This window comes from Haladaptatus sp. DYF46 (genome assembly GCF_021083305.1).
Lineage (GTDB): Archaea > Halobacteriota > Halobacteria > Halobacteriales > Haladaptataceae > Haladaptatus.
In genome coordinates this window covers 299,999-319,462 of the sequence record NZ_JAJFAY010000005.1, presented here as the reverse complement: position 1 = coordinate 319,462, position 19,464 = coordinate 299,999, and the positions used below count along the sequence as shown (strand labels likewise).

General features: G+C 57.2%; 15 protein-coding genes. 12 read left to right on the top strand and 3 right to left on the bottom strand.

Annotation, left to right across the window (positions count from 1 at the left end; all coding sequences use genetic code 11):
* Positions 1 to 267: 267 nt before the first annotated feature.
* The gene (locus LJF34_RS21665) at positions 268 to 1,167 is read right to left on the bottom strand and encodes a UbiA family prenyltransferase (RefSeq protein ID WP_231187741.1); all 900 of its coding nucleotides are present in this window, start codon (positions 1,165 to 1,167) and stop codon (positions 268 to 270) included.
* 211 nt (positions 1,168 to 1,378) lie between these two features.
* On the opposite strand from LJF34_RS21665, the gene LJF34_RS21660 reads away from it, so the two are divergent.
* From LJF34_RS21660 to LJF34_RS21635, 6 genes are all read left to right on the top strand, one after another.
* The gene (locus LJF34_RS21660; RefSeq protein ID WP_231187740.1) at positions 1,379 to 2,920 is read left to right on the top strand and encodes an AMP-binding protein; all 1,542 of its coding nucleotides are present in this window, start codon (positions 1,379 to 1,381) and stop codon (positions 2,918 to 2,920) included.
* A 277-nt stretch (positions 2,921 to 3,197) separates the two neighbouring features.
* Positions 3,198 to 4,574, top strand: coding sequence for a CoA-binding protein (locus LJF34_RS21655; RefSeq protein ID WP_231187739.1), 1,377 nt, complete (start codon positions 3,198 to 3,200; stop codon positions 4,572 to 4,574).
* A complete protein-coding gene (locus LJF34_RS21650; RefSeq protein ID WP_231187738.1) occupies positions 4,567 to 5,265 on the top strand; it encodes an acetate--CoA ligase family protein in 699 nt (232 codons plus the stop codon). The genes LJF34_RS21655 and LJF34_RS21650 overlap by 8 nt, the downstream gene beginning before the upstream one ends.
* A 2-nt stretch (positions 5,266 to 5,267) precedes the next feature.
* Positions 5,268 to 5,669: an acyl-CoA thioesterase gene (locus LJF34_RS21645; RefSeq protein ID WP_231187737.1), complete on the top strand. Its 402-nt coding sequence runs from the start codon at positions 5,268 to 5,270 to the stop codon at positions 5,667 to 5,669.
* A gap of 100 nt (positions 5,670 to 5,769) precedes the next feature.
* The gene (locus LJF34_RS21640) at positions 5,770 to 5,940 is read left to right on the top strand and encodes a hypothetical protein (protein WP_231187736.1); all 171 of its coding nucleotides are present in this window, start codon (positions 5,770 to 5,772) and stop codon (positions 5,938 to 5,940) included.
* Positions 5,941 to 6,104: 164 nt separating this feature from the next.
* Positions 6,105 to 7,187 carry a cupin domain-containing protein gene (locus LJF34_RS21635; protein ID WP_231187735.1) on the top strand — a complete coding sequence of 361 codons (1,083 nt, stop codon included), beginning with the start codon at positions 6,105 to 6,107 and terminating at the stop codon, positions 7,185 to 7,187.
* A 237-nt stretch (positions 7,188 to 7,424) separates the two neighbouring features.
* On the opposite strand, the gene LJF34_RS21630 is transcribed toward LJF34_RS21635, so the two are convergent.
* Positions 7,425 to 8,303, bottom strand: a complete 879-nt coding sequence (locus LJF34_RS21630; RefSeq protein ID WP_231187733.1) for a fumarylacetoacetate hydrolase family protein — start codon at positions 8,301 to 8,303, stop codon at positions 7,425 to 7,427.
* Positions 8,304 to 8,553: 250 nt separating this feature from the next.
* On the opposite strand from LJF34_RS21630, the gene LJF34_RS21625 reads away from it, so the two are divergent.
* From LJF34_RS21625 to LJF34_RS21610, 4 genes are all read left to right on the top strand, one after another.
* Complete coding sequence (locus LJF34_RS21625; RefSeq protein WP_231187730.1) at positions 8,554 to 9,669, top strand: thiamine pyrophosphate-dependent dehydrogenase E1 component subunit alpha; 1,116 nt, start codon at positions 8,554 to 8,556, stop codon at positions 9,667 to 9,669.
* 7 nt (positions 9,670 to 9,676) lie between these two features.
* Positions 9,677 to 10,639, top strand: a complete 963-nt coding sequence (locus LJF34_RS21620) for an alpha-ketoacid dehydrogenase subunit beta (RefSeq protein WP_342765892.1) — start codon at positions 9,677 to 9,679, stop codon at positions 10,637 to 10,639.
* 361 nt (positions 10,640 to 11,000) lie between these two features.
* Complete coding sequence (locus LJF34_RS21615; RefSeq protein ID WP_231187728.1) at positions 11,001 to 12,515, top strand: class I adenylate-forming enzyme family protein; 1,515 nt, start codon at positions 11,001 to 11,003, stop codon at positions 12,513 to 12,515.
* Positions 12,516 to 12,610: 95 nt separating this feature from the next.
* Positions 12,611 to 12,949: a hypothetical protein gene (locus LJF34_RS21610; protein ID WP_231187727.1), complete on the top strand. Its 339-nt coding sequence runs from the start codon at positions 12,611 to 12,613 to the stop codon at positions 12,947 to 12,949.
* A gap of 81 nt (positions 12,950 to 13,030) precedes the next feature.
* Here the strand turns inward: LJF34_RS21610 and LJF34_RS21605 are convergent, their stop codons facing one another.
* On the bottom strand, positions 13,031 to 14,260 hold the full coding sequence (locus LJF34_RS21605) for an FAD-dependent monooxygenase (RefSeq protein WP_231187726.1): 1,230 nt from the start codon (positions 14,258 to 14,260) through the stop codon (positions 13,031 to 13,033).
* 219 nt (positions 14,261 to 14,479) lie between these two features.
* On the opposite strand from LJF34_RS21605, the gene LJF34_RS21600 reads away from it, so the two are divergent.
* Both LJF34_RS21600 and LJF34_RS21595 read left to right on the top strand, forming a co-directional pair.
* Positions 14,480 to 15,940 carry a nucleoside recognition domain-containing protein gene (locus tag LJF34_RS21600; protein WP_231187725.1) on the top strand — a complete coding sequence of 487 codons (1,461 nt, stop codon included), beginning with the start codon at positions 14,480 to 14,482 and terminating at the stop codon, positions 15,938 to 15,940.
* A 291-nt stretch (positions 15,941 to 16,231) separates the two neighbouring features.
* Complete coding sequence (locus LJF34_RS21595) at positions 16,232 to 19,306, top strand: FAD-binding and (Fe-S)-binding domain-containing protein (RefSeq protein WP_231187820.1); 3,075 nt, start codon at positions 16,232 to 16,234, stop codon at positions 19,304 to 19,306.
* The last annotated feature ends 158 nt before the right edge of the window (positions 19,307 to 19,464 follow it).

Sequence of the window (19,464 nt, the reverse complement as noted above, 5' to 3'; positions counted from 1 at the left end):
CGTGTGTAGGTCTCTCAACCGAAGACCGAAAATCGCGGCTTGATTTGAGCGCCCCGAGAAGGGTGAAATTCGATGGAACGGAAACACGGAAGTTCGCTGTGAGAGAACACATCGGTTCGTGAATTGGCTTCCGAAATCGCCATGGTCGGACGATATTCTAGGAGAAGGCAATCGAGTCGAGAGTTGAACTATGAGAAGAGGAGTCAGTTAGATCCCGTCAAACGGTTGTCGCGGTGGGACGTAGCAGAGGAGCGATTATCGCAGAGATCACGCCAACAGGAGAGGGAGATCGACGAGGAGGAGTCGCAGAGGATCGAGTACCTGAATCGCGCTGCAACGTATCGACCAGCAGTAGGTCGAAAAGAGGATCGCCGCGAATGGATACGTGAGAACCATCTGGACTTTGACCGCTCCGTGCCTCGATCCGACGAACCCTACACCAGCGGCGAACAACGGGAGTATGGCCGCTACGGCCGTGATCGGCGGAAACAAGCCCGCGTAGACCAGCCCAACCACGAGCGATGAAGTCGAGAAGAAAAACGTGGTTGCAACCACATTCGCCCCATCGTTTCCGAGAAGAACTGGAACGGTGCGCTTACCGATCGACCGATCGAACGTGTAATCGAGTCGGTCCGTGGACACCTTCACCCCCGAGAGAAGAACGACGAACATGACCGATACACCAAGGATTTTAGCGGACAACTGCCCCGTTTGGACGAAATACCCGCCGAGGACGGACAGGCCGATACCGATCGGGTAATCGGCGGTGACCGTAACCGGGTTCATATCGAGGTACGGTGCGTGCAATAGGGCCAGTATCCACAACGGAACCGTCATCAGCACAGCGACGAGACTCGCAGACCACCATAGGGCGACCATCGTTAGCAGGAAACCAGCGCTCGCTATCCGTATCGCGACCTGGTTCTCCCGAGGGGACAGGGTCGGTTGCTCTTCACCGCGAACGTGGCCGTCGACGTACCCGTCTTTCAGGTGTGCCGTATACAGGGCGAGTCCGACGGCCCACCCGTGAAGTATCCCTGGAATGAGAGCGAACACCGGGGCGAGTAATCCCCCGAACAGGGATGTCGCGATGGCGGGAACGAAGAACACCGGCTTGATGTGCGACAGGAGCCCCCGACCGCTCGTACGGATGCGTTTAGTGTACATAGGTATCGTTGCGCGGAGCTACACAAAAACCTGATCGTGATCACTCGGGAATCCAGGTAGCGAATCAAGGGAAGACAGAATCACGATTTGCGGATCGTCCGAATCATAAGATACCACGCACGGCATCATTCGGTGGAATAGCCCGCCTTTGCTGAAATCACCATAACCTTTAATAGTAGGGGTGGGAAGTTATGCTATAACGTCTCGCAACATGAAGTACTTAGAGGCGTTCGAACGAACCGTCCGGACGCACGCTAACGATAGAGCCATCGTTACTGACCAGGGAGACGAGTTTACCTATGACCAATTCGACCGGCGAAGTACCCAGTTGGCAAACGCTCTGGACGAGCGAATTCCCTCGGAGCGATGTGCGGTTCTTGCAAACAACGGATTGCCCGCCGTCGAATCGATGATCGCCGGACAGAAGCGCGGCGAAGCCACCGTACAACTGCCCTTCAGAGGGAGCACTCGCGAGCTGATTTCGATGGCGGAGACGGCAGACGCGGCAGGCTTGGTCTTCGACGATGCCAACGCAGAGATCGCCCTCGAGATGCTTGAAGAGGGCGAATTCGAGGTAGGCATTCACGCCGGGAAACGGACCATCTCTCGCGTCGGTGTCGAATCCTACGAGGCGGTGCTCTCGGGGACGGCCGAGGAGTTACGGGACGAGTTACCTGACGGTGACGAGTGTGCCGTCTTCTACACGAGCGGGACGACGAGTCAGCCGAAAGCGGTTTGCTTCGACCAAGAGCAGATGTGGCTCGGAGCAACCCAGGTCGTCATGGAACACGGCATCGACATGACTGACGTCGCACTCGTGACGACGCCGTGGTATCACATGGTCACGTCCGACGCGTGGCTCTACCCTCACCTCCTCGCGGGGGCGACGGTCGTTCTTCATTCGAGCTTCGACCCGACGAAGGCGCTCGAACTGATCGAGAAACACGAGATCACGGGACTGCTCGCCGTCCCGACGCAACTAAACGGACTCAACGATGTCCAGGCCGGATCTGGCTACGACGTCGATTCGCTTTCGTATATTAGGACTGGCGGGTCGGTTGTCACCGAGGAACTGATCGAGCGCACTGCTGCGCTGCTTACCGAAAACGTCTACAATACGTACGGGATGACCGAAGGAGGGCCGAACTTGACGTTCGCTCACCCGTCGGTTCAGAACGACCACCCCGGGTCGATCGGCAAGGAGTCGTTCGTCTGGGAACTACGGGTGGTGGAAACGGCACCGCTGGATGAGCATCCGGATCCGACGGCAACTGTCGATTCGGGTGAGTTGGGGGAGATCATCGCACGAGGCCCCGGACGGTCGGAGGGATACATCGATAACGAACGCGCCGAACGGAGGTCGTATTTCGGCGACTGGCTCAGGACGTGCGACATCGCACGAATCGACGAAGACGGGTTCCTCTACATCGTCGACCGCGTCGACAACATGATCATCAGCGGCGGGGAAAACGTCTACCCGTCGGAAGTCGAGCAAGCATTAGCCTCTCACCGGAACGTTCAGGAGATTTGCGTTGTCGGTCTGGACGACGACCACTGGGGGCAGATCGTTACCGCCGTCGTCGTCACCGACGATTCCATCGACGAAGACGAACTCGACGCGTTCTGCAAAGATCACGAGTCGCTGGCCAATTTCAAGCGTCCGCGTCAGTACACCATCACCACTGAGACGCTGCCGCGATCCGATACCGGAACGATACAGCGAGAGCGCGTCGTCGAGTTACACTTTGGTTGACCGCACGCTAATCAGCTCCGATAGACGGGCACGAACGCGACAGCTTGAATCAGGGAGTCAGCTTGAATCGGGGAGGGTGTCGAACGTGCGAAGCGATCCCAACGCCGCATCCGGACACCCTTCACGTAACGCTATTCTGTGGGCGATTTGCGAACCATTCGAACAATTCGACTCCCGAATCGGTGCAGACACGTTAGATCCGTTCACCTCGTAGATGGAACCGTTACGTCCGCGAGTCGGGGAAAACCATATGGTGCTCTTCCGAATAGAGATAGCTGTGAATCTACAGAGACTGTTCAACCCCGACAGTATTGCGGTCATCGGGGCCTCACAGAACGAAGGAAAGATCGGCTACGAGGCGATGGCGAACGCGACTGCGTTCAACGGCTCGGTACACCCCGTCAACCCGTCTTCGTCGGGAATGGTATTCGGCGAATCGTTCGTCGCCTCCGTGACGGAAATCGATGATACCGTCGACCTCGCCCTGCTGTGCGTTCCCGGACCCGTTGTACCGGACGTACTCGAAGAGTGCGGCGAAGCCGACGTCGGAGGTGCCGTCATCTACGCTGGCGGCTTCGCGGAGGCTGGCGAGGAGGGTGAACGCCTCCAGGAACGCACCGTCGAGGTTGCAACCGAACACGATATCGCACTCCTCGGGCCGAATACGAGCGGCTTCGTCGTCCCGAGCGAGGAGCTGTTCGCCTCGTTCGCTAGCGGCGTCGAGCGGATACGAGCAGGAAACGTCGCGGTCATCGCTCAAAGTGGCGGCGTCGCCCACGTTCTCGCCTTCCAGGCCCGTCGCGAGCACTACGGGTTGTCGGGAATGGTCGGACTCGGAAATCGCGCCAACGTCGGTTTTCAGGAGGTCGTCTCGTACTTCGATGCGGACGAGCGAACCGACGCGATACTTCTTCACGTCGAGGGCACTGACGACGGGCGTGGAGTCTTGGAAACGTGTCGTGACGCCGAGACCCCGGTCGTCGCCTACAAGGTGGGGAAGACTGACGTTGGCGACTTCGCCGAGTCACACACCGGAGCGCTGACCGGGAAACACGACCTGTACATGGCGGGGTTCGAGCAGTATGGCGTCCTGACGGTCGAATCGACGAGCGAACTGGTCGATGCGGGCGTCGCACTTGGACGTTCGCCGGACCCCTCCGGACTGAACATCGGCGTCGTGACGGCTCAAGCAGGTCCCGGAATCATCATCGCCGACCGCATTCAGCGGGCCGGCGGTAAGCTTCCAGAACTGACGGCGGCAACCCGAGAGCGTCTTGAAGAGCTCCTCCCCGGAATAACGTATGCTGGAAATCCCGTCGACACCGGGCGACCCATGCCGGAGTTTGGAGAGGTCGTGTCCACCGTCGCAGCGGACGAGCAGGTCGATATCGTCCTCGTATTTGAGCTGTTCGAGGAGGCGTTGGGCTTCCCGCTCGACACACTCGACGGCTTGGCCAAAGACGTCGACAAACCGGTTCTGTTCGTCACGGACGGCATCGAGGAGGGGATGGCAGACGACCTCGCATCGCTCCGTGCGGCAAACGTCCCCGTGTTTACCTCACCCGAGCGCGGCGCGGAGGCTGCTGCCCTGCTCGCTGAGTACGCCGTACTGTCCGATGCTACCGATCGAACGGAGGTGAACGCAAATGTCTGATCCCATCGCAACCGCGCGGGCGGACGGGCGGGCGGTCCTGACCGAGGCGGAAAGCAAGTCGCTGCTCGCGAACGCCGACGTAACGACTCCCGCGTTCCGCATCGCGGAAGACGCAGCGGCGGCCGTCGAGTCCGCTGAAGCCATCGGCTATCCCGTCGTCGTCAAAGTCTCCGCTCCATCGATAGTCCACAAGAGTGACTGGGCCGACGGGGTCGGCGTCGCACTCGGATTAGAGACCGGTGACGCGGTCCACGAAGCCGCACAAGCGATTCTCGACGCTGCGACTGCGGCGGAAATAGAGGCGAACATTCTCGTTGAAGCGGCACACGACACGGATTCGGGCACCGAGGTCATCGTCGGCGGCCTGCGAGACCCGTCGTTTGGTCCCGTCGTGCTGACGGGCCTCGGCGGCGTCTTTACGGAGGTGTTCGCGGATACCAGTCACCGTCTCGCGCCGATCGATCGATCGGAAGCTCGGTCGGCGATCGAGGAATTACAGGCGATACGCATCCTCGACGGCTATCGTGGAAGTCCGCCAGCCGATGTATCGGCACTCGCGGATGTCGTCAAGCGCGTCGGGGATCTCGTCGTTGATTACAAAGCGATCGCAGAGGTGGACGTCAATCCCGTGCTGGCGACCGATACTGACGCGGTCGCATTGGATGCCGCCGTCGTTCTTCGGGAGGAATAACCATGTACGAGCGAACTTGGACAGTACGATTTTCGGACACCGACCCCTTCGGTATCGCCCACTACCCTCGCATCGTCGACGCCATCCACGAGACGTCCGATATGTTCATGGAAGCGATAGGCTGGCCCTTCTGGGAGATGTCTCGGGAGCGCGGGTTCGGCCTCCCGCTCGTGGAGATGAACTTCGAGTTCGAGAACCCCGTCGAAGCCGGCGATGACGTCACTATCGAACTGACGCCGACGCTCGGAAACCGGAGCGTGAAATTCGGGTACGTCGCGCGCTGCGGCGGTGAGGTGGCGTTCTCCGGGTATGAACAGCGCGTCTGCGCTCGCACCGGCGGAGCGGGGGCGATCGAACTCCCCGAGGACCTCCGGAAAGCGATGGAAACGTACGCCGACGACTAATCGGCACTCCGTCCTTCCAGGCTGTACGCCTCCAAGCCAACCGAGGCTGCGTCCGGACGCGGGCGATACGCTTTTTGGACTGCTATCGTAATGTACTCGCATGGCCGAGTTCGACAACATTTACGCCGAGGAAAACCCCTTCGTTCAAGCACACTTCGACTGCCTGAGTTGCGGCGGGAAGCTCTGGGAGTACGCCATCCAGGGACAGATGGTCTGTGAAGACTGTCGGGCAGTCTTCCCCTCCGAGGAGATATTCGACGCACAGACGTAGCACTGTGGGATGGGCCGCACGTAACCCCGCCGAGTTGCTCTCAGCTCTCTGGATCGACCGACCATGAGGGGGAAAATCGTCGGATCAACGGTGACCCGTATCGAATTCGGAGAGAGGGTGATGCGTCCACTACTTTTATGATGAATCTGTGCGATAGTCTGACCATGGCCCAACAAGATCCCGAGGAACTCTTGGAGCTGAGTTCCGACACGCGAAACATCCTCGAAGACCACGGTCTCCGTCCGCTCTGGGAGGTCGAAGACGACTTCGGAAACGTCATTGACGACCTCGAAGCGGATATCTGGAAGTGGGAGGACATCCAAACCGCCATCGATGGCATCGAAGCGGACGTGCCCATCGCCGACCTGCCGCCGGGGTTTCAGCGGCGGGTCGCCGTCCCCATTAACACCGCAATCGGAAACGCGATATCGAACACCATCTACGTCGGCGTCCAGACGGTCTCTCCCGGCGAAACCGCCCCCTCCCACCGCCACTCGGCGAACGCTTTGCGATTTACCATCGACGGCAACGAGGAGATGAAGACGGTCGTTGCGGGCGAGGAATTCCCGATGGAGGACAACGATCTCATCACGACGCCACAGTGGGAGTGGCACGACCACGTCAACGACTCGGACGAGACGGCCGCGTGGCTCGACGTCCTCGATCTACCCCTCTTCTTGGACTCGCTGAACAAGCGACAGGCCTTCGAGAATCACGAACTCGAACGCCAACCCGTCACGAAGACCCAGGGGTACTGGGACTCCCAGTACGGTCGCGGCCGTCCCGCGAACGAGAAGGCGGACGGGTCAATTCCGGGGCCGTTCGAGGGCATCCGAGAGGCGACGCCGCCGTACCGTTTCGGCTGGGACGAGATGCTTGAGACACTGCACCAGCGAGCTGACAATGACGACCCCGACCCGCACGACGGATACAACCTTGCCTACGTCAATCCGGCGACGGGGAAGGAACCGTTGTTCCCAACGATGTCGTTCCGCGCACAATTGCTCAACGAGGGACCGACGGATCCGCACTTCCACAACTCGACGGAGGTGTACTTCGTCATCGAAGGGGAAGGAGCGACCCATGTCGGCGACGAGGCGTTGGAGTGGGGTAAGTGGGATATCTTCGTCGTGCCGCCGGACGAGATTCATCACCACGAACCGGATGACGAGGCGATCCTCCTCGGCATGAGTGACCGTCCGGTGTTCGAGGCATTCAACTTCTATGCCGAAGCGCAACCGACCTAATTTTCTGTCGTCTCAAACCAGAACTTCATCGATTCTACAGGGAAATCAGGTCGATCGCCTCTTCGGCGTTTGAGCAAATAACCGCCGTTCGTGATTCGAGGCGATCTCCGGTCGTCGAATCACGCGCCCATAGAATCCAGATGAACCGTGTCCCCTGTCATACACGCTTCCCCCTATAGATACTGAGTGGAAGCCGCGGAGAGAGACGGACTTCCGATAGTATTTGGGACGGCGGACTTAGCGCTGACCGCCCTTCTCGACGTTCACGTCCTCGAAGCGAACGTCGCGCGCCGTTACGTCGACGGTCATGGAACCAACGTTCTCGATTTCGGCGTCGATGGTGTCGCCGTCCGACAGGGCGCTCACGCCCTCGGGCGTCCCTGTCGTGATGATGTCTCCGGCTTCGATAGTGGTTCCGAGTGAGGCGTACTGCACGACATCGGCACAAGTGTACACCATGTCGTTGGTGCTATCCCGCTGTTTCGTTTCGCCGTTGAGTCGGAGTTCCATGTCGAGGCTCTGCGGGTCGCCGACCTCGTCCGGTGTCACGACACACGGTCCGACAACCGTGAACGTGTCGTAGGACTTCCGGTTGGAGCGGTCTTGATCACCGCGAACCGAGATGTCGAGCAGGATGGTGTATCCGAAGATCTCGTCCCAAACTTCGTCGGCGTCCACATCCCTGGCATCCGACCCCATTACGAACGCCAATTCGATCTCGTGATCCACACGTCGATCCGAGAACGGGAGCTCGACGCCGTGGTCGGGACCAACGACGCTGGAGGGTGCTTTCAAGAAATATCCCTTATCCTCGATGGAGAACCACTCCTCCGTCGTGATGTCCTTGTCGGCGATAGCCTCCTCGATATGGTTTTCGTAGTTGAGCGGGGCGGCGATGACCTTCCCCGGCCGCTTTACTGGAGCTTCGATGGATACGTCGTCCAGATCGTAGTCGGGATCTGCGTCGGTATACTCGCTCGCATCATAGCCGTCGTGGATGTACTCCAAGAGCGGATCGTCGGCATCGAGTTCCAGCCTGTCGGTAAGGTCGACAACTCCGGTGCCGTCCTCGGTCAGTAATCCTAGTCGGGTCTCGTCGAATCGAACGAATCGCATAGTTACCCGTGTGTATAGCACCGTTATAAATCTTGGCGGTACGCGCCGTCCGTCACGCGCTCGTCTCTGCTTCGGAAGGCGAACCGGTGTCTCGGCGGCGAAGCACGGTGATCGGTTCAGCACCGTCACCAAGCACGAGCGTGTCAGGGTTAGAGGGTCCCGATGGATTTATCTCTCGACCGCTGAATTCTCAAACAAGGGTAATCGACAAGCCATGGGAAACGATAGTAGATTCGAGGTGTCGGCCGGAGTGAACCGAGGGAGAGTCTCACAGGACGATCTCGATTTCGGATCGTTTCAGATTCTGGATCCCGACGGCTCGTACGATACCACGACGGTTCCGAACCTCGACGATGACGCGTTTCAAGAGCTCTACCGCTGGATGCTTCTAGAGCGAACGTTCAACGACCGAATGGTGAAACTTCAGCGACGCGGCCGGATCGGAACCTTCGGATCCGGCCGCGGACAGGAGGCGAGCATTATCGGATCCGGGTACGCGCTCGCGGAGGGAGACTGGCTCCTCGGAATGGGACGCGAAGCCGGCGCGATGTTCCTCCAGGGGCTGCCGATCCGCGATTTGATACTGTTCTGGCGCGGTGTTGCGGATGCGAACCGGGAGATGGCCAAACACGACCAGATGATTGCCATCTCTATCGGATCGCACCTACCGCTCGTCACCGGTGCCGCGTGGGGAATGAAGCTCGCTGACGCGGATTCCGTGGTTGCGGCGTACTTCGGCGATGGAGCCAGCAGTACCGGCGCGGTGCACGAGGCAGTGAACTTCGCTGGCGTCCTCGACGCGCCGGCGGTGTTTTTCTGTCAGAACAACCAGTATGCGATCTCAACCCCATTCGAGAAGCAAACGAACGCCTGCTCGATAGCGCAACGGGCCGTCGGATACGGAATCGATGGCATCCGTGTCGATGGAAACGACGTGCTGGCCGTGTACGAGGCGGTCTCCGAAGCGCGTGAAGCTGCCTGCTCCGGAAATCCGACGCTCGTGGAGTCAGTGACGTACCGTCGCGACGCCCACACCACCAGCGACGACCCAGGCCGGTATCGCGACGAGTTGGAGGTAGAGCGGTGGCAAGAGCGAGATCCGCTCGTGCGGTACGAGTCGTTCCTCCGCTCGGAAGGGCTGTGGACCGACATCGACCGGGAGGCCCTCGTTGAGGAAATAAACGAGGAGTTCGACAACGCGCTGGCAGCCGCGGACGAGTACGAAGAGCGGTCCGTCGACGAGCTGTTCGAGTATCTGTACGATGAACTACCGCCGTACCTCCAGCGTCAACTGGTCGAATTCAAGGCGTTCCTTGAAGAGCGGCCTGACGCGTACGATCACATCCAACAGCGGGTGAAGGGGTGACCTAGCTGTGCAAGAAACCGTCATCGGCGCGATCAACGACGCGCTGCACGCCGAAATGGCAACGAACGAGAAGGTTGTTGTCTTCGGCGAGGACGTCGCTGAAAGCGGCGGCGTCTTCCGGGCAACCGACGGGCTGAAGGATCGATTCGGCAAGGAGCGAGTCACCGACACGCCTCTCTCGGAGATCGCTATCGTCGGCGGCGCGGTCGGCCTCGCAATGTACGGCTATCGACCAGTGGCCGAGATCCAGTTCTCGGGGTTCCTCACCCCGGCGTTCGACCAACTCGTCACGCAGGCGAGTCGAATTCGCTGGCGAACGCGTGGCGAATGGACCGCACCGCTCGTCATTCGGACACCCTACGGTGCAGGAGTCAAGGCGCTGGAACACCACTCAGAAAGCTTAGAGGGGGCATATGGCCACATCCCTGGACTAAAGGTGGTCGTCCCGAGCACGCCACACGACGCGAAGGGACTCCTGATCGCAGCCATCCGCGATCCCGACCCGGTGCTCTTCCTAGAACCGAAGCACATCTACCGGTCGTTCAGCGCGGAACTCCCGGAGGAGTCCTACGAAGAACCGATTGGAAAGGCCGCTGTCCGGCGCGAGGGAAGAGAACTGACTGTCGTGTCGTGGGGCGCCATGATGGAACCGACGATGGCGGCCGTGGAGAATCACGGCGTCGACGCTGAGATAATCGACCTCCGTACCGTCTCACCGCTTGACCACGAAACGGTCATCGAATCGGTGAAACGGACTGGCCGGGTATTGGTGGTACACGAAGCGGCGCGGACGGGGGGACTCGGATCGGAACTTGTCGCTCGAATCAACGACGATGCACTATACTATCTCGAATCGCCCGTCGAACGCGTCACTGGCTTCGATATCCCCGTCCCCCTGCTTTCGATGGAGGATTACTACCTCCCCAACCCGCCTCGCATCGAAGAAGGGATTCGCAGAGTTCTCAAGTGAGGAGCCTCGACAGAGGGTTCGATTCCAACGTAACTCGAAGGAAAGTGACCGAAATAGTTCACAACGTGCCCGAGTACCGCAGCAATGGGAATCAAGATCGTTTTGCGGGATCAAACCATCCCGAGGGACACGCTATGGGACGCTCGCAGAGACGAAGCCGCTTCCCGAAGTCCAGTCGGAGCAAATATCGCAGACTCATGAACACTACGCGAATCTCGGTCAGCGGGTCGAATCGTGACCATCGGTCGGTCCCGACTGCTTCGAAAAGTCATTCAGCATCGATAGGTGAAACTCCACGGCTATAGCCGTGGGAAGTCAGTGACCCAGAGCTTTATCTAGTCTAAGTTCTCTATTATTGCCTATGCTCTTTCCACAATTGTTCAAGCAGTCAGTTGCCCGAACACCCGATACAGATGCCATCGTAGACCTCGAATCCGGACGAGAATTTACGTACCGGGAGCTGTCGAATCGGGTGTATTCGATTTCCAACGGACTGCGTGACCACGGTATCAACCACGGGGATAGGGTGTCCATCTGTATGGGGAATCGACCCGAGAATGCGATGACGTTCATCGCGACTCAGTTCATCGGAGCCGTTCCGGTTCCGTTTAACTTCCGAGTGGCGGCCGGTGGAGTTGCGTACCACGTCGACGATTCGAACGCCGACGTGCTGGTGTACGATGCCTTGTCGGCGGAGTCAGTGCAAAGAGCGGCTGACTCGATTGACTGCGACCTGTTCTTCGTCGGTGACGGGTCACCGTCGGAAGCGGAATCATTCGACTCGCTTCTCGACGCACCGGCGGATGAACCGGATCTCAACGTGACCAGTGATGACCTGAGTGTCATCCTGTATAGTTCCGGGACGACCGGCGACCCGAAGGGAATTCCGCTGGACCATCGTGCAACGACCACTCGAACGCTGGTCAACGCTATGGGCCAGCGATATTATCTCGATGAAACGCTGATCGGCATAATGCCACTGTATCATACCGTCGGACTTCACGGCATCCTCTGTAACGTCCTGAGCGTGTCCGGAACGTATCTCTGTATGCCGGAGTTCGATCCGGAACGATGTGTCGAAGCGATCCCTGAATGGGAGGTTACCGGCCTTCACGAGGCACCGACCATCTTCAGTCAGTATCTCGCCACCGACGCGATAGACCACGTCGACGTCAGTAGCGTTCGAGCGATCGGGTACTCCGGGGCACCGATGAACTCAGCGCTCTTCAAAAACGTCATCGATGTATTCGACCCGGATCACATCGCGAACCTATACGGGACGACCGAAGCGTTCGGGACGACTGCACACGTAGGGTTGGACGAGAACGACGATCCGAGGATAACGGGACCGGCAAACGTGTTCTACGAGACGCGGATCGTCAACCTCGATAACGATCCCAACGACGAGGTTGAGCACGGTGAAGAGGGGGAACTCATCGTCAATACGGAGTCGCCGCTCGCTTTCGACGGATACCTGAACAAGCCGAAACGCACCGAGGAAGCCATTCACGACGGTTGGTTCTTCACCGGCGATGCAGCCTATGAGACGGACGAAGGTACTATCGTAATCACCGGTCGAGCTGACGATATGATTATTAGTGGTGGCGAGAACATTCATCCGGAGAACGTGGAAGACATCCTCATCACCCATCGGGAAATTCGGGATGTCGCCGTTGTTGGGGTTCCGGACGATGAGTGGGGAGAAATCGTCAAGGCATACGTCGTCGCTGATGACGATCTGACCTCGGACGATCTTGAAGAATGGTGTACCAACAACGATGCTCTAGCGAATTTCAAACGACCGCGAGAATACCGATTTCTCGACGAACTCCCCCGGAATCCGAGTGGGAAAATACTCCGTTATAAACTTTCCTGAGACGATCACGCTCCTCGTTGGGTTGGCCCCTGCTATCTGCATGTCAACGGTATATCTGAGAGCGGTCAAGAATGATATGGATTTACAAGGTTTCGATGACGATTGAGACCATGGCTCAAGAGGTAGACGTCGAAGCAGCCGCAGAACAGCGTGGGGATATCCCGGATGTGGATACTGTGTATGATCGCGATGAGGAGATTTCCATCACCGATTTATTTGACACCACGTTCGTCCGAAACCACACCGAATTCGACTCGTTCGATGAGCTGGTCGCAGCAAGCCCCAGTAACGCCGATTCCGCCGCCGAACTTCATCGAGTGTCTCACGGGGAGTGGGACGAGTTCGCGGCCAAAACGACCGATTTCGAGGACGAAAAATCACTGGTGATGGCTGCCCGGGATCACTGGGTCGCCAAAACGTTGCAGTTGGGCTGAGAAACCCCATGTTTTTGCCGTCTATCGGTAGATTTGGGAGCCGCCACTACCTGTGTGTGAACGGTGACTGGTGAACGTAATTCAGTAATTGCCCGTCGAGACGATCGGCGGATTTCCGTGGGGGCCGTACGGTGCATCGTCGAGCCACTCACCGGCGGTTTCGAAGTGATCTGCCAAGGCGGAAGCTGCTTCTTTCCGAAGGACCGTCGCCGGATTATCGCCTTGGAGGTATTTCAGTGCCTGACCGGCCGCATCGAGGTTGAATTCAGCAGCTGTTTCACGGCGAGCAGCATACAGCTCGACCTCATCGCGGATGACCGCATCGGTCTTGGCGTTGATTGCAGCCGCAACGGCGGAGGCCGCCTCATCCGCATCGGCAATCCCGGAGTTCATCCCGCGAGCACCGAATGGTGCCAACAGATGGGCCGCTTCTCCTGCAAGTAACACTCGGCGATGTTCGTCTACGAACGTATCCGCCATCACTTGGAGGAAATAGTAGCTCGAAACCCACTGTAGATTGTCTGCATACCGCTCACCCATTATATCTCGAACGAACTCACGCATTCGCTCGTCGCTGCAGAGTTCTTCGGGGTCGTCGCCTTCGATACATTGAATGTCGAGCCGCCAGCCGCCAGAAAAGGGGACGAGCAGTACGTTTCGCCCGTCAGCCGCTGGTGCATCGTAGTGGAACACTCGTTCAAGCGAGCGTGGCTCATTCTCGACTTCCGCGACGTCCGCAATGATGAAGGCGTTCTCGGACTGGTCACCGTCGAAATCCGCACCGATTTCCTTCCGGACGGTCGACCCACCGCCGTCAGCACCGATCAAAAATTCCCCCCTCCACTCACGACCGTCGGCTGTTTCGATTTCGACTCCGTCGGGCGACGTTTCCACGGTCTCCACTTCAGCGTCCCAGTGGATATCGATACCGGCTTCGTCTAATGCGCGATGCATGTATTCTTCAGTCACGACTTGTGGGATGCTGGTGAAATGGGGAATATCACCGGAGCCACCGGGCGAGTCGTACGTTCGACTGAACACTTCTTTTCCACGGAAAAGGGTACGCCTCGTCGGCCAGACGATCCCCTCGGCGACGAGATCAGTCCCGAGTCCAGGATGAATTCGTTCGAGTGTTCGGAGTGTCGACCCGTGGACGTAGATAGCACGACTCCCGGACCGGTCGCGATCTTCGGATTCTGCTTCTAATATCGTCGTCTCCACACCACGTGCGTGTAGTGCTAATGCCGTGGACATTCCAACTGGACCCGCGCCAGCTATCAGCACTGGCGCTGCTGTCGTAGTATCGCTCATGATCGTATCGTTGGAGTAAATCATGATAACAGTTGTGGTCACGTATCGTGTCGAACTGCGGGACAAGGATACTCACGGATGGAAAATTTGATGCGGATCGTTCGAGCGAGACTATATTAAATATAAGTTATATATGAAAGTTGGTTCAAAGCGGCGAAACGTAGCTAATTCACATAAACAACCGATATCTTTATTATCGATGGAAAATACGGTCGAACCATGTTTGGTAGTACCACGTGGGAGAATGACGAGCATGTGTCTGGCGATAGTGTCGATCTGGATACAAAAACGATCAGGGATGTGAGGTTAATAAAGAAGCGGCCAAAGCCCGTGCTGAAGTTCATCCTTGCGTTCGGGATCGGTTCGTTCTTCTTTCTATTCCCGATCCAGTGGAACGGTCAAACTACGATTCCACTCGACGTCGTTGTGAGTCTCACACAGGAAGCGTTCCCGACCTTCGTGGAGTTCCTAACGCTCGGTCTGATACTCGCCGGTGGAATCCTGACGACGATTTCGATGGCCAACCACCATGGAATCGTGACGATCAGTGACCGGACAGTCGATCGGTTCGAGCTGGATTATTGGCAAACGTCGAATGTTTTCTGGATATTCCGTATCGTCGGGATTTTTCTTGCGATTCCGATCTTCATCGGTCAGGGACCGGAGTGGCTACTTAGCGAGAATACATCAGGTATTGTCTGGGGTGGTCTCCTCCTGACGATCGCGCTCGTGATTCCGATTGGTGCTGTTTTCGTCAACTTACTCGCTGAACTCGGGGGACTGCAATTCGTTGGTGCGCTCTCCCAACCGGTGATGAAGCCAGTGTTCAATTTACCCGGTCGTGCGGCGCTTGATAGTGCAGCGTCATGGCTTGGCTCGTTCAGTATCGGCTATTACCTCACACGAAACGTCTTCGACCGTGGCGGCTATGACAAACGAGAGGTCTTCGTCATCTGTACCTGCTTCGCTACGGCGAACTTGGGAACGATTGGAGCGATCGCTGCTGTCCTCAAGATCTTGCATGTCTTTCCGATCGTCGTTCTCTTGTACCTGCTTAGTGTGATTATTACGGGAATCATTCTCGTTCGAATACCGCCGCTTTCGACCGTCCCGAACGAATTCATTGCTGAACCCGATCCGGAGCCAGAATTCAACGGGTCGGTGGGAGACTATTCCAGATTTGCATTCAACGAGGCCATCAAAACCGCTGAAGAGGGAGCCTCAATCCCGAGCTCTGCGGTCAACGGACTCATCGACGGGGTGAAACTGACTGGAATGATGCTGGGGACAGTTCTCACGATCGGGATGGCCGCTGTAACGCTCAACGAATATACGTCGGTTTTCGAGGTGTTGTCGACACCGCTCGTTCCGGTTTTGTCTGCGTTCGGTATCCCGGATCCACAGATGGCCGCCACATCGGTGATTCTTGGTGGTGCTGAAATGTTCATTGCTGCGACGTTCGCCGTCGGAGGTGACCTGATTACGAAGGTTTTCGTCATAATCGTGGTGAGTGGGCAAGCGATTTTCTTTGCCGCCTCAGCGCCGATGATGGTCGATATGTTCGACGATATTCCGATTCGATTCCAGGACTTATTCGTACTGTTCGTGATGCGAACTGTCCTTCTCATCCCGATAACCGCTGCGTTGGTCCATGCCGCAGTGTTCATGGGACTCATCTGATCGGACAAAAGTCTCCAACAAACAGAGATTTTCACCCTACTCGACTCGTAAAATCCGGTCATTTTGTTCCCGATCGAAGAAGAGAATAATATCGACGATTCCGAACGAAGTGTACCCTGCCGAGCAACGCTCCCGTAAAGCGCCTTTCCGGTGGGTAGTCGTATTTCGAAGACGTGCGCTTGCGACCACGGATTTCCAACGATACAGTGACATAATTTCGAATAATTAACTGTGTGTCGAACGTTTTATTGGTGGGAAACGTGTGTTAACTATTTGAGCGTTGAACCGAAGATGACGACGAACTCCACTACAGCATTCGAGGAAGGAGACGATACCGCAGATCACAAATCGCCATCTGATTTCGTCCCAGATGAGATCGATCGACCGGCGCTCGTAGAGGATATCCGCGACCGAGTTGCCGGTGACGTTCGGTTCGATACCTACACGCGACAGCTGTATGCTACCGATGCAAGCGCATACGAGATCACGCCGATCGGCGTCGTTTTCCCGAAATCAACCGATGACGTCGCGACAACCGTCACCTATTGTGCTGACAGGGGAATTCCGCTCCTACCACGAGGTGGTGGGACGAGCTTGGCAGGGCAAGCAATCAACGAGGCCGTCGTACTCGATCTCACCCGATACATGGATGATATCGTGGCAATCAACCCGGAAGAGCAACGGGCTCGGGTTGAAGCGGGTACGGTCCTTGGTGACCTCAACGAGGCACTTTCTCCGCACGATCTGAAATTTGCGCCCGACCCGGCCGCTGGTGACCGTAGCGTAATCGGTGGGGCAATCGGAAACAACTCAACCGGAGCACACTCGCTCGTCTACGGCAAGACCGACGTTTACGTTGAGGAATGTGAAGTCGTCTTGGCCGATGGAACAGTCGTCACACTCGGCGAGATAAGTGTCGAAAAGCTCCGTCTGTCTGCCGATTTTGACGGATCGCTGTTTGAACAGGTGTGTGCGGAAATAGTCAGGATTATCGACGAAAAGGGCGATGAAATTCGGGACCGGTTTCCCGAGATGAAACGTAACGTCTCGGGCTACAACCTCGACGTACTCGTCAAGGAGGCTGAGACGGGGACGGTCAATCTCGCTCGCTTGCTCGCTGGGAGCGAAGGTACCCTTGCTATCGTTACCGAAGCCGAAGTGTCACTCGAGCCTGTCCCAACGACGAAAGCAGTGTCATTGCTGTTCTACGATAGCGTCCTCGATGCTGTGACCGATGTCCAGTACGTGCTTGAACACGACCCTGCTGCGGTCGAACTCATCGATGACGTGCTTCTCGGTCTCGCGAGAGAGACGACTGAGTTTGAAGAAGCGGCTTCGATCGTCCCGAATGAGGCAGAAGCGGGGCTCCTCGTCGAATTTTACGCCGATGATACCGACCACGGCCGGGAACAGACCGCGGCCCTCCTCGCCGATAGGACTCCAAAAACTGCCACGGAATTACCTCCTTCCGACGATCAGCCAATCAACAGCGAAACATTCGCGTTCACCGGATTGGAGGCCCATGTTGCGGATGAACGGGCGATGTTTTGGACACTCCGAAAGGCTGGCCTCCCGATCCTGCTCTCTCGAACCTCCGACGAAAAGCACATTAGTTTCATCGAAGACTGTGCAGTTCCGCCGGAACACCTCCCGGAATTCGTCGAACGGTTTCAGTCGCTACTTACCGAAAAGAATCGTGATGCCGATGCGGCATTCTATGCCCACGCCGGCCCGGGTGTTCTCCATGTACGCCCGCTGATCAACACGAAGGCTACCGCTGATCGCGAAGACATGGTCGCCATCGCGGACGCGGTCACCGATATGGTCGTCGAGTTCGACGGCAGCGTTTCCGGCGAGCACGGCGACGGGCGCGCGCGCACCCAGTGGAATCGCAAACTGTACGGTAACGACCTTTGGGAGGTATTTCGCGACCTGAAATCCGCGTTCGATCCGAAGTGGTTACTCAATCCGGGGAATGTTTGCGGCGACCACGCTATGACTGAGCACCTTCGGTACGACGAGGGGTATGAGTTCGACGCTGGATTTGAGCCATCATTGAACTGGAAGAATAAGAACGGGATGCAGGGAATGGTCGAACTTTGTCATGGGTGTGGAGGGTGTCGCGGATCCCAGGAAACCACGGGTGGAGTGATGTGTCCGACCTATAGAGCCGCTGAAGAGGAGATTACGACGACCCGTGGCAGGGCGAACCTCCTTAGACAGGCAATGAGCGGTGATCTTCCCGATGATCCTACGGACGATGAATTCGCCGAGGACGTACTTGATCTCTGCATCGGATGTAAAGGATGCAAGCGAGACTGTCCAAGTGGCGTTGACATGGCGAAACTCAAAACTGAAGTCATGCACGAGCGGCACGAAAAATACGGTGCAAGTCTTCGAGACAAGATTTTCGCCAATTTCGATACGCTCGCAATGATCGGAAGTGCATTGGCACCGGTATCGAATCTTGTACAATCACTTCCAGCAATGGGGACGGTTTCCCAAAAAACGGTCGGGATTGCGAGCGAGCGGTCGCTACCGAAGTTCCACCGAGAGACACTACAAGACTGGTTCGACGAATGCAAACCCCTCGTTCCAAAATCGGAAGCCGAACGGAAAGTCGTCCTCTTTGCAGACACCTACACCAACTATAGTCATCCGGAAGTCGGGAAAGCAGCAGTACGCGTTCTCGAGGCTGCGGGTGTTCACGTCGATATAGCAACCGAAACCGATAGCGGTCGGCCAGCGTTATCGAAAGGATTCGTCGATAGTGCCCGAGAGACCGTGAAAAGGGATGTAAAAGAACTCGAACCGCGTGTTCGCGATGGGTGGGATATCGTCGTCGCGGAACCGTCCGACGCGGTGATGTTCCAATCTGACGCTCTTGATGTATGCTCCGGTGACGAAGTCGAAGCAGTTGCTGCGAACGCCTACGGACTTTGTGAGTATTTAGACACGTTCCGGCTGGACGAAAATGTCGACTGGAACACACCCGTCGAATCACTCGTATACCATGGTCACTGCCACCAGAAGGCCGAGAAAAAAGATCATCATGCGGTTGGTGTCCTCCGACGAGCCGGGTACACCGTTGATCCTCTCGACTCGGGATGCTGTGGTATGGCCGGTACGTTCGGATACGAGGCTGAACATTACTCCCTGAGCAAAGCTATCGGCAAGATTCTCTTCGATCAGATCGACGAAAGCGATGCTGAGGTTGTTACTGCACCGGGAACGTCGTGTCGAACCCAACTCGCCGATAGTCGAATCCAACCGGTTTCGTCGAACAGTTCACTCGCTGGCACATCGCTTGATAGAGACGAACCCCCAACACCAATAGAACTACTCGCGTACGCACTTCCGCGGTGATCGCTCTGTGACTCATCACGACAACGGTCGACTGGGTATCGAGCGGATAGTCCACTATCATTCAACGTAACAAGTCTCAGGAGATCACTGCTTGGTGAATACGGTGGCGTGGAGAGCAGAACGGTAAAACCCGGAAACTCAAGATACAACGTTCGGTT

Excerpts from the sequence above, each read along its gene's own strand:
- LJF34_RS21650 (WP_231187738.1), top strand. The coding sequence starts at position 4,567 with ATGTCTGATCCCATCGCAACCGCGCGGGCGGACGGGCGGGCGGTCCTG.
- LJF34_RS21630 (WP_231187733.1), bottom strand. The coding sequence starts at position 8,303 with ATGCGATTCGTTCGATTCGACGAGACCCGACTAGGATTACTGACCGAG.
- LJF34_RS21605 (WP_231187726.1), bottom strand. The coding sequence starts at position 14,260 with ATGAGCGATACTACGACAGCAGCGCCAGTGCTGATAGCTGGCGCGGGT.
- LJF34_RS21640 (WP_231187736.1), top strand. The coding sequence starts at position 5,770 with ATGGCCGAGTTCGACAACATTTACGCCGAGGAAAACCCCTTCGTTCAA.
- LJF34_RS21600 (WP_231187725.1), top strand. The coding sequence starts at position 14,480 with ATGTTTGGTAGTACCACGTGGGAGAATGACGAGCATGTGTCTGGCGAT.
- LJF34_RS21615 (WP_231187728.1), top strand. The coding sequence starts at position 11,001 with ATGCTCTTTCCACAATTGTTCAAGCAGTCAGTTGCCCGAACACCCGAT.
- LJF34_RS21610 (WP_231187727.1), top strand. The coding sequence starts at position 12,611 with ATGACGATTGAGACCATGGCTCAAGAGGTAGACGTCGAAGCAGCCGCA.
- LJF34_RS21595 (WP_231187820.1), top strand. The coding sequence starts at position 16,232 with ATGACGACGAACTCCACTACAGCATTCGAGGAAGGAGACGATACCGCA.
- LJF34_RS21635 (WP_231187735.1), top strand. The coding sequence starts at position 6,105 with ATGGCCCAACAAGATCCCGAGGAACTCTTGGAGCTGAGTTCCGACACG.
- LJF34_RS21660 (WP_231187740.1), top strand. The coding sequence starts at position 1,379 with ATGAAGTACTTAGAGGCGTTCGAACGAACCGTCCGGACGCACGCTAAC.
- LJF34_RS21645 (WP_231187737.1), top strand. The coding sequence starts at position 5,268 with ATGTACGAGCGAACTTGGACAGTACGATTTTCGGACACCGACCCCTTC.
- LJF34_RS21665 (WP_231187741.1), bottom strand. The coding sequence starts at position 1,167 with ATGTACACTAAACGCATCCGTACGAGCGGTCGGGGGCTCCTGTCGCAC.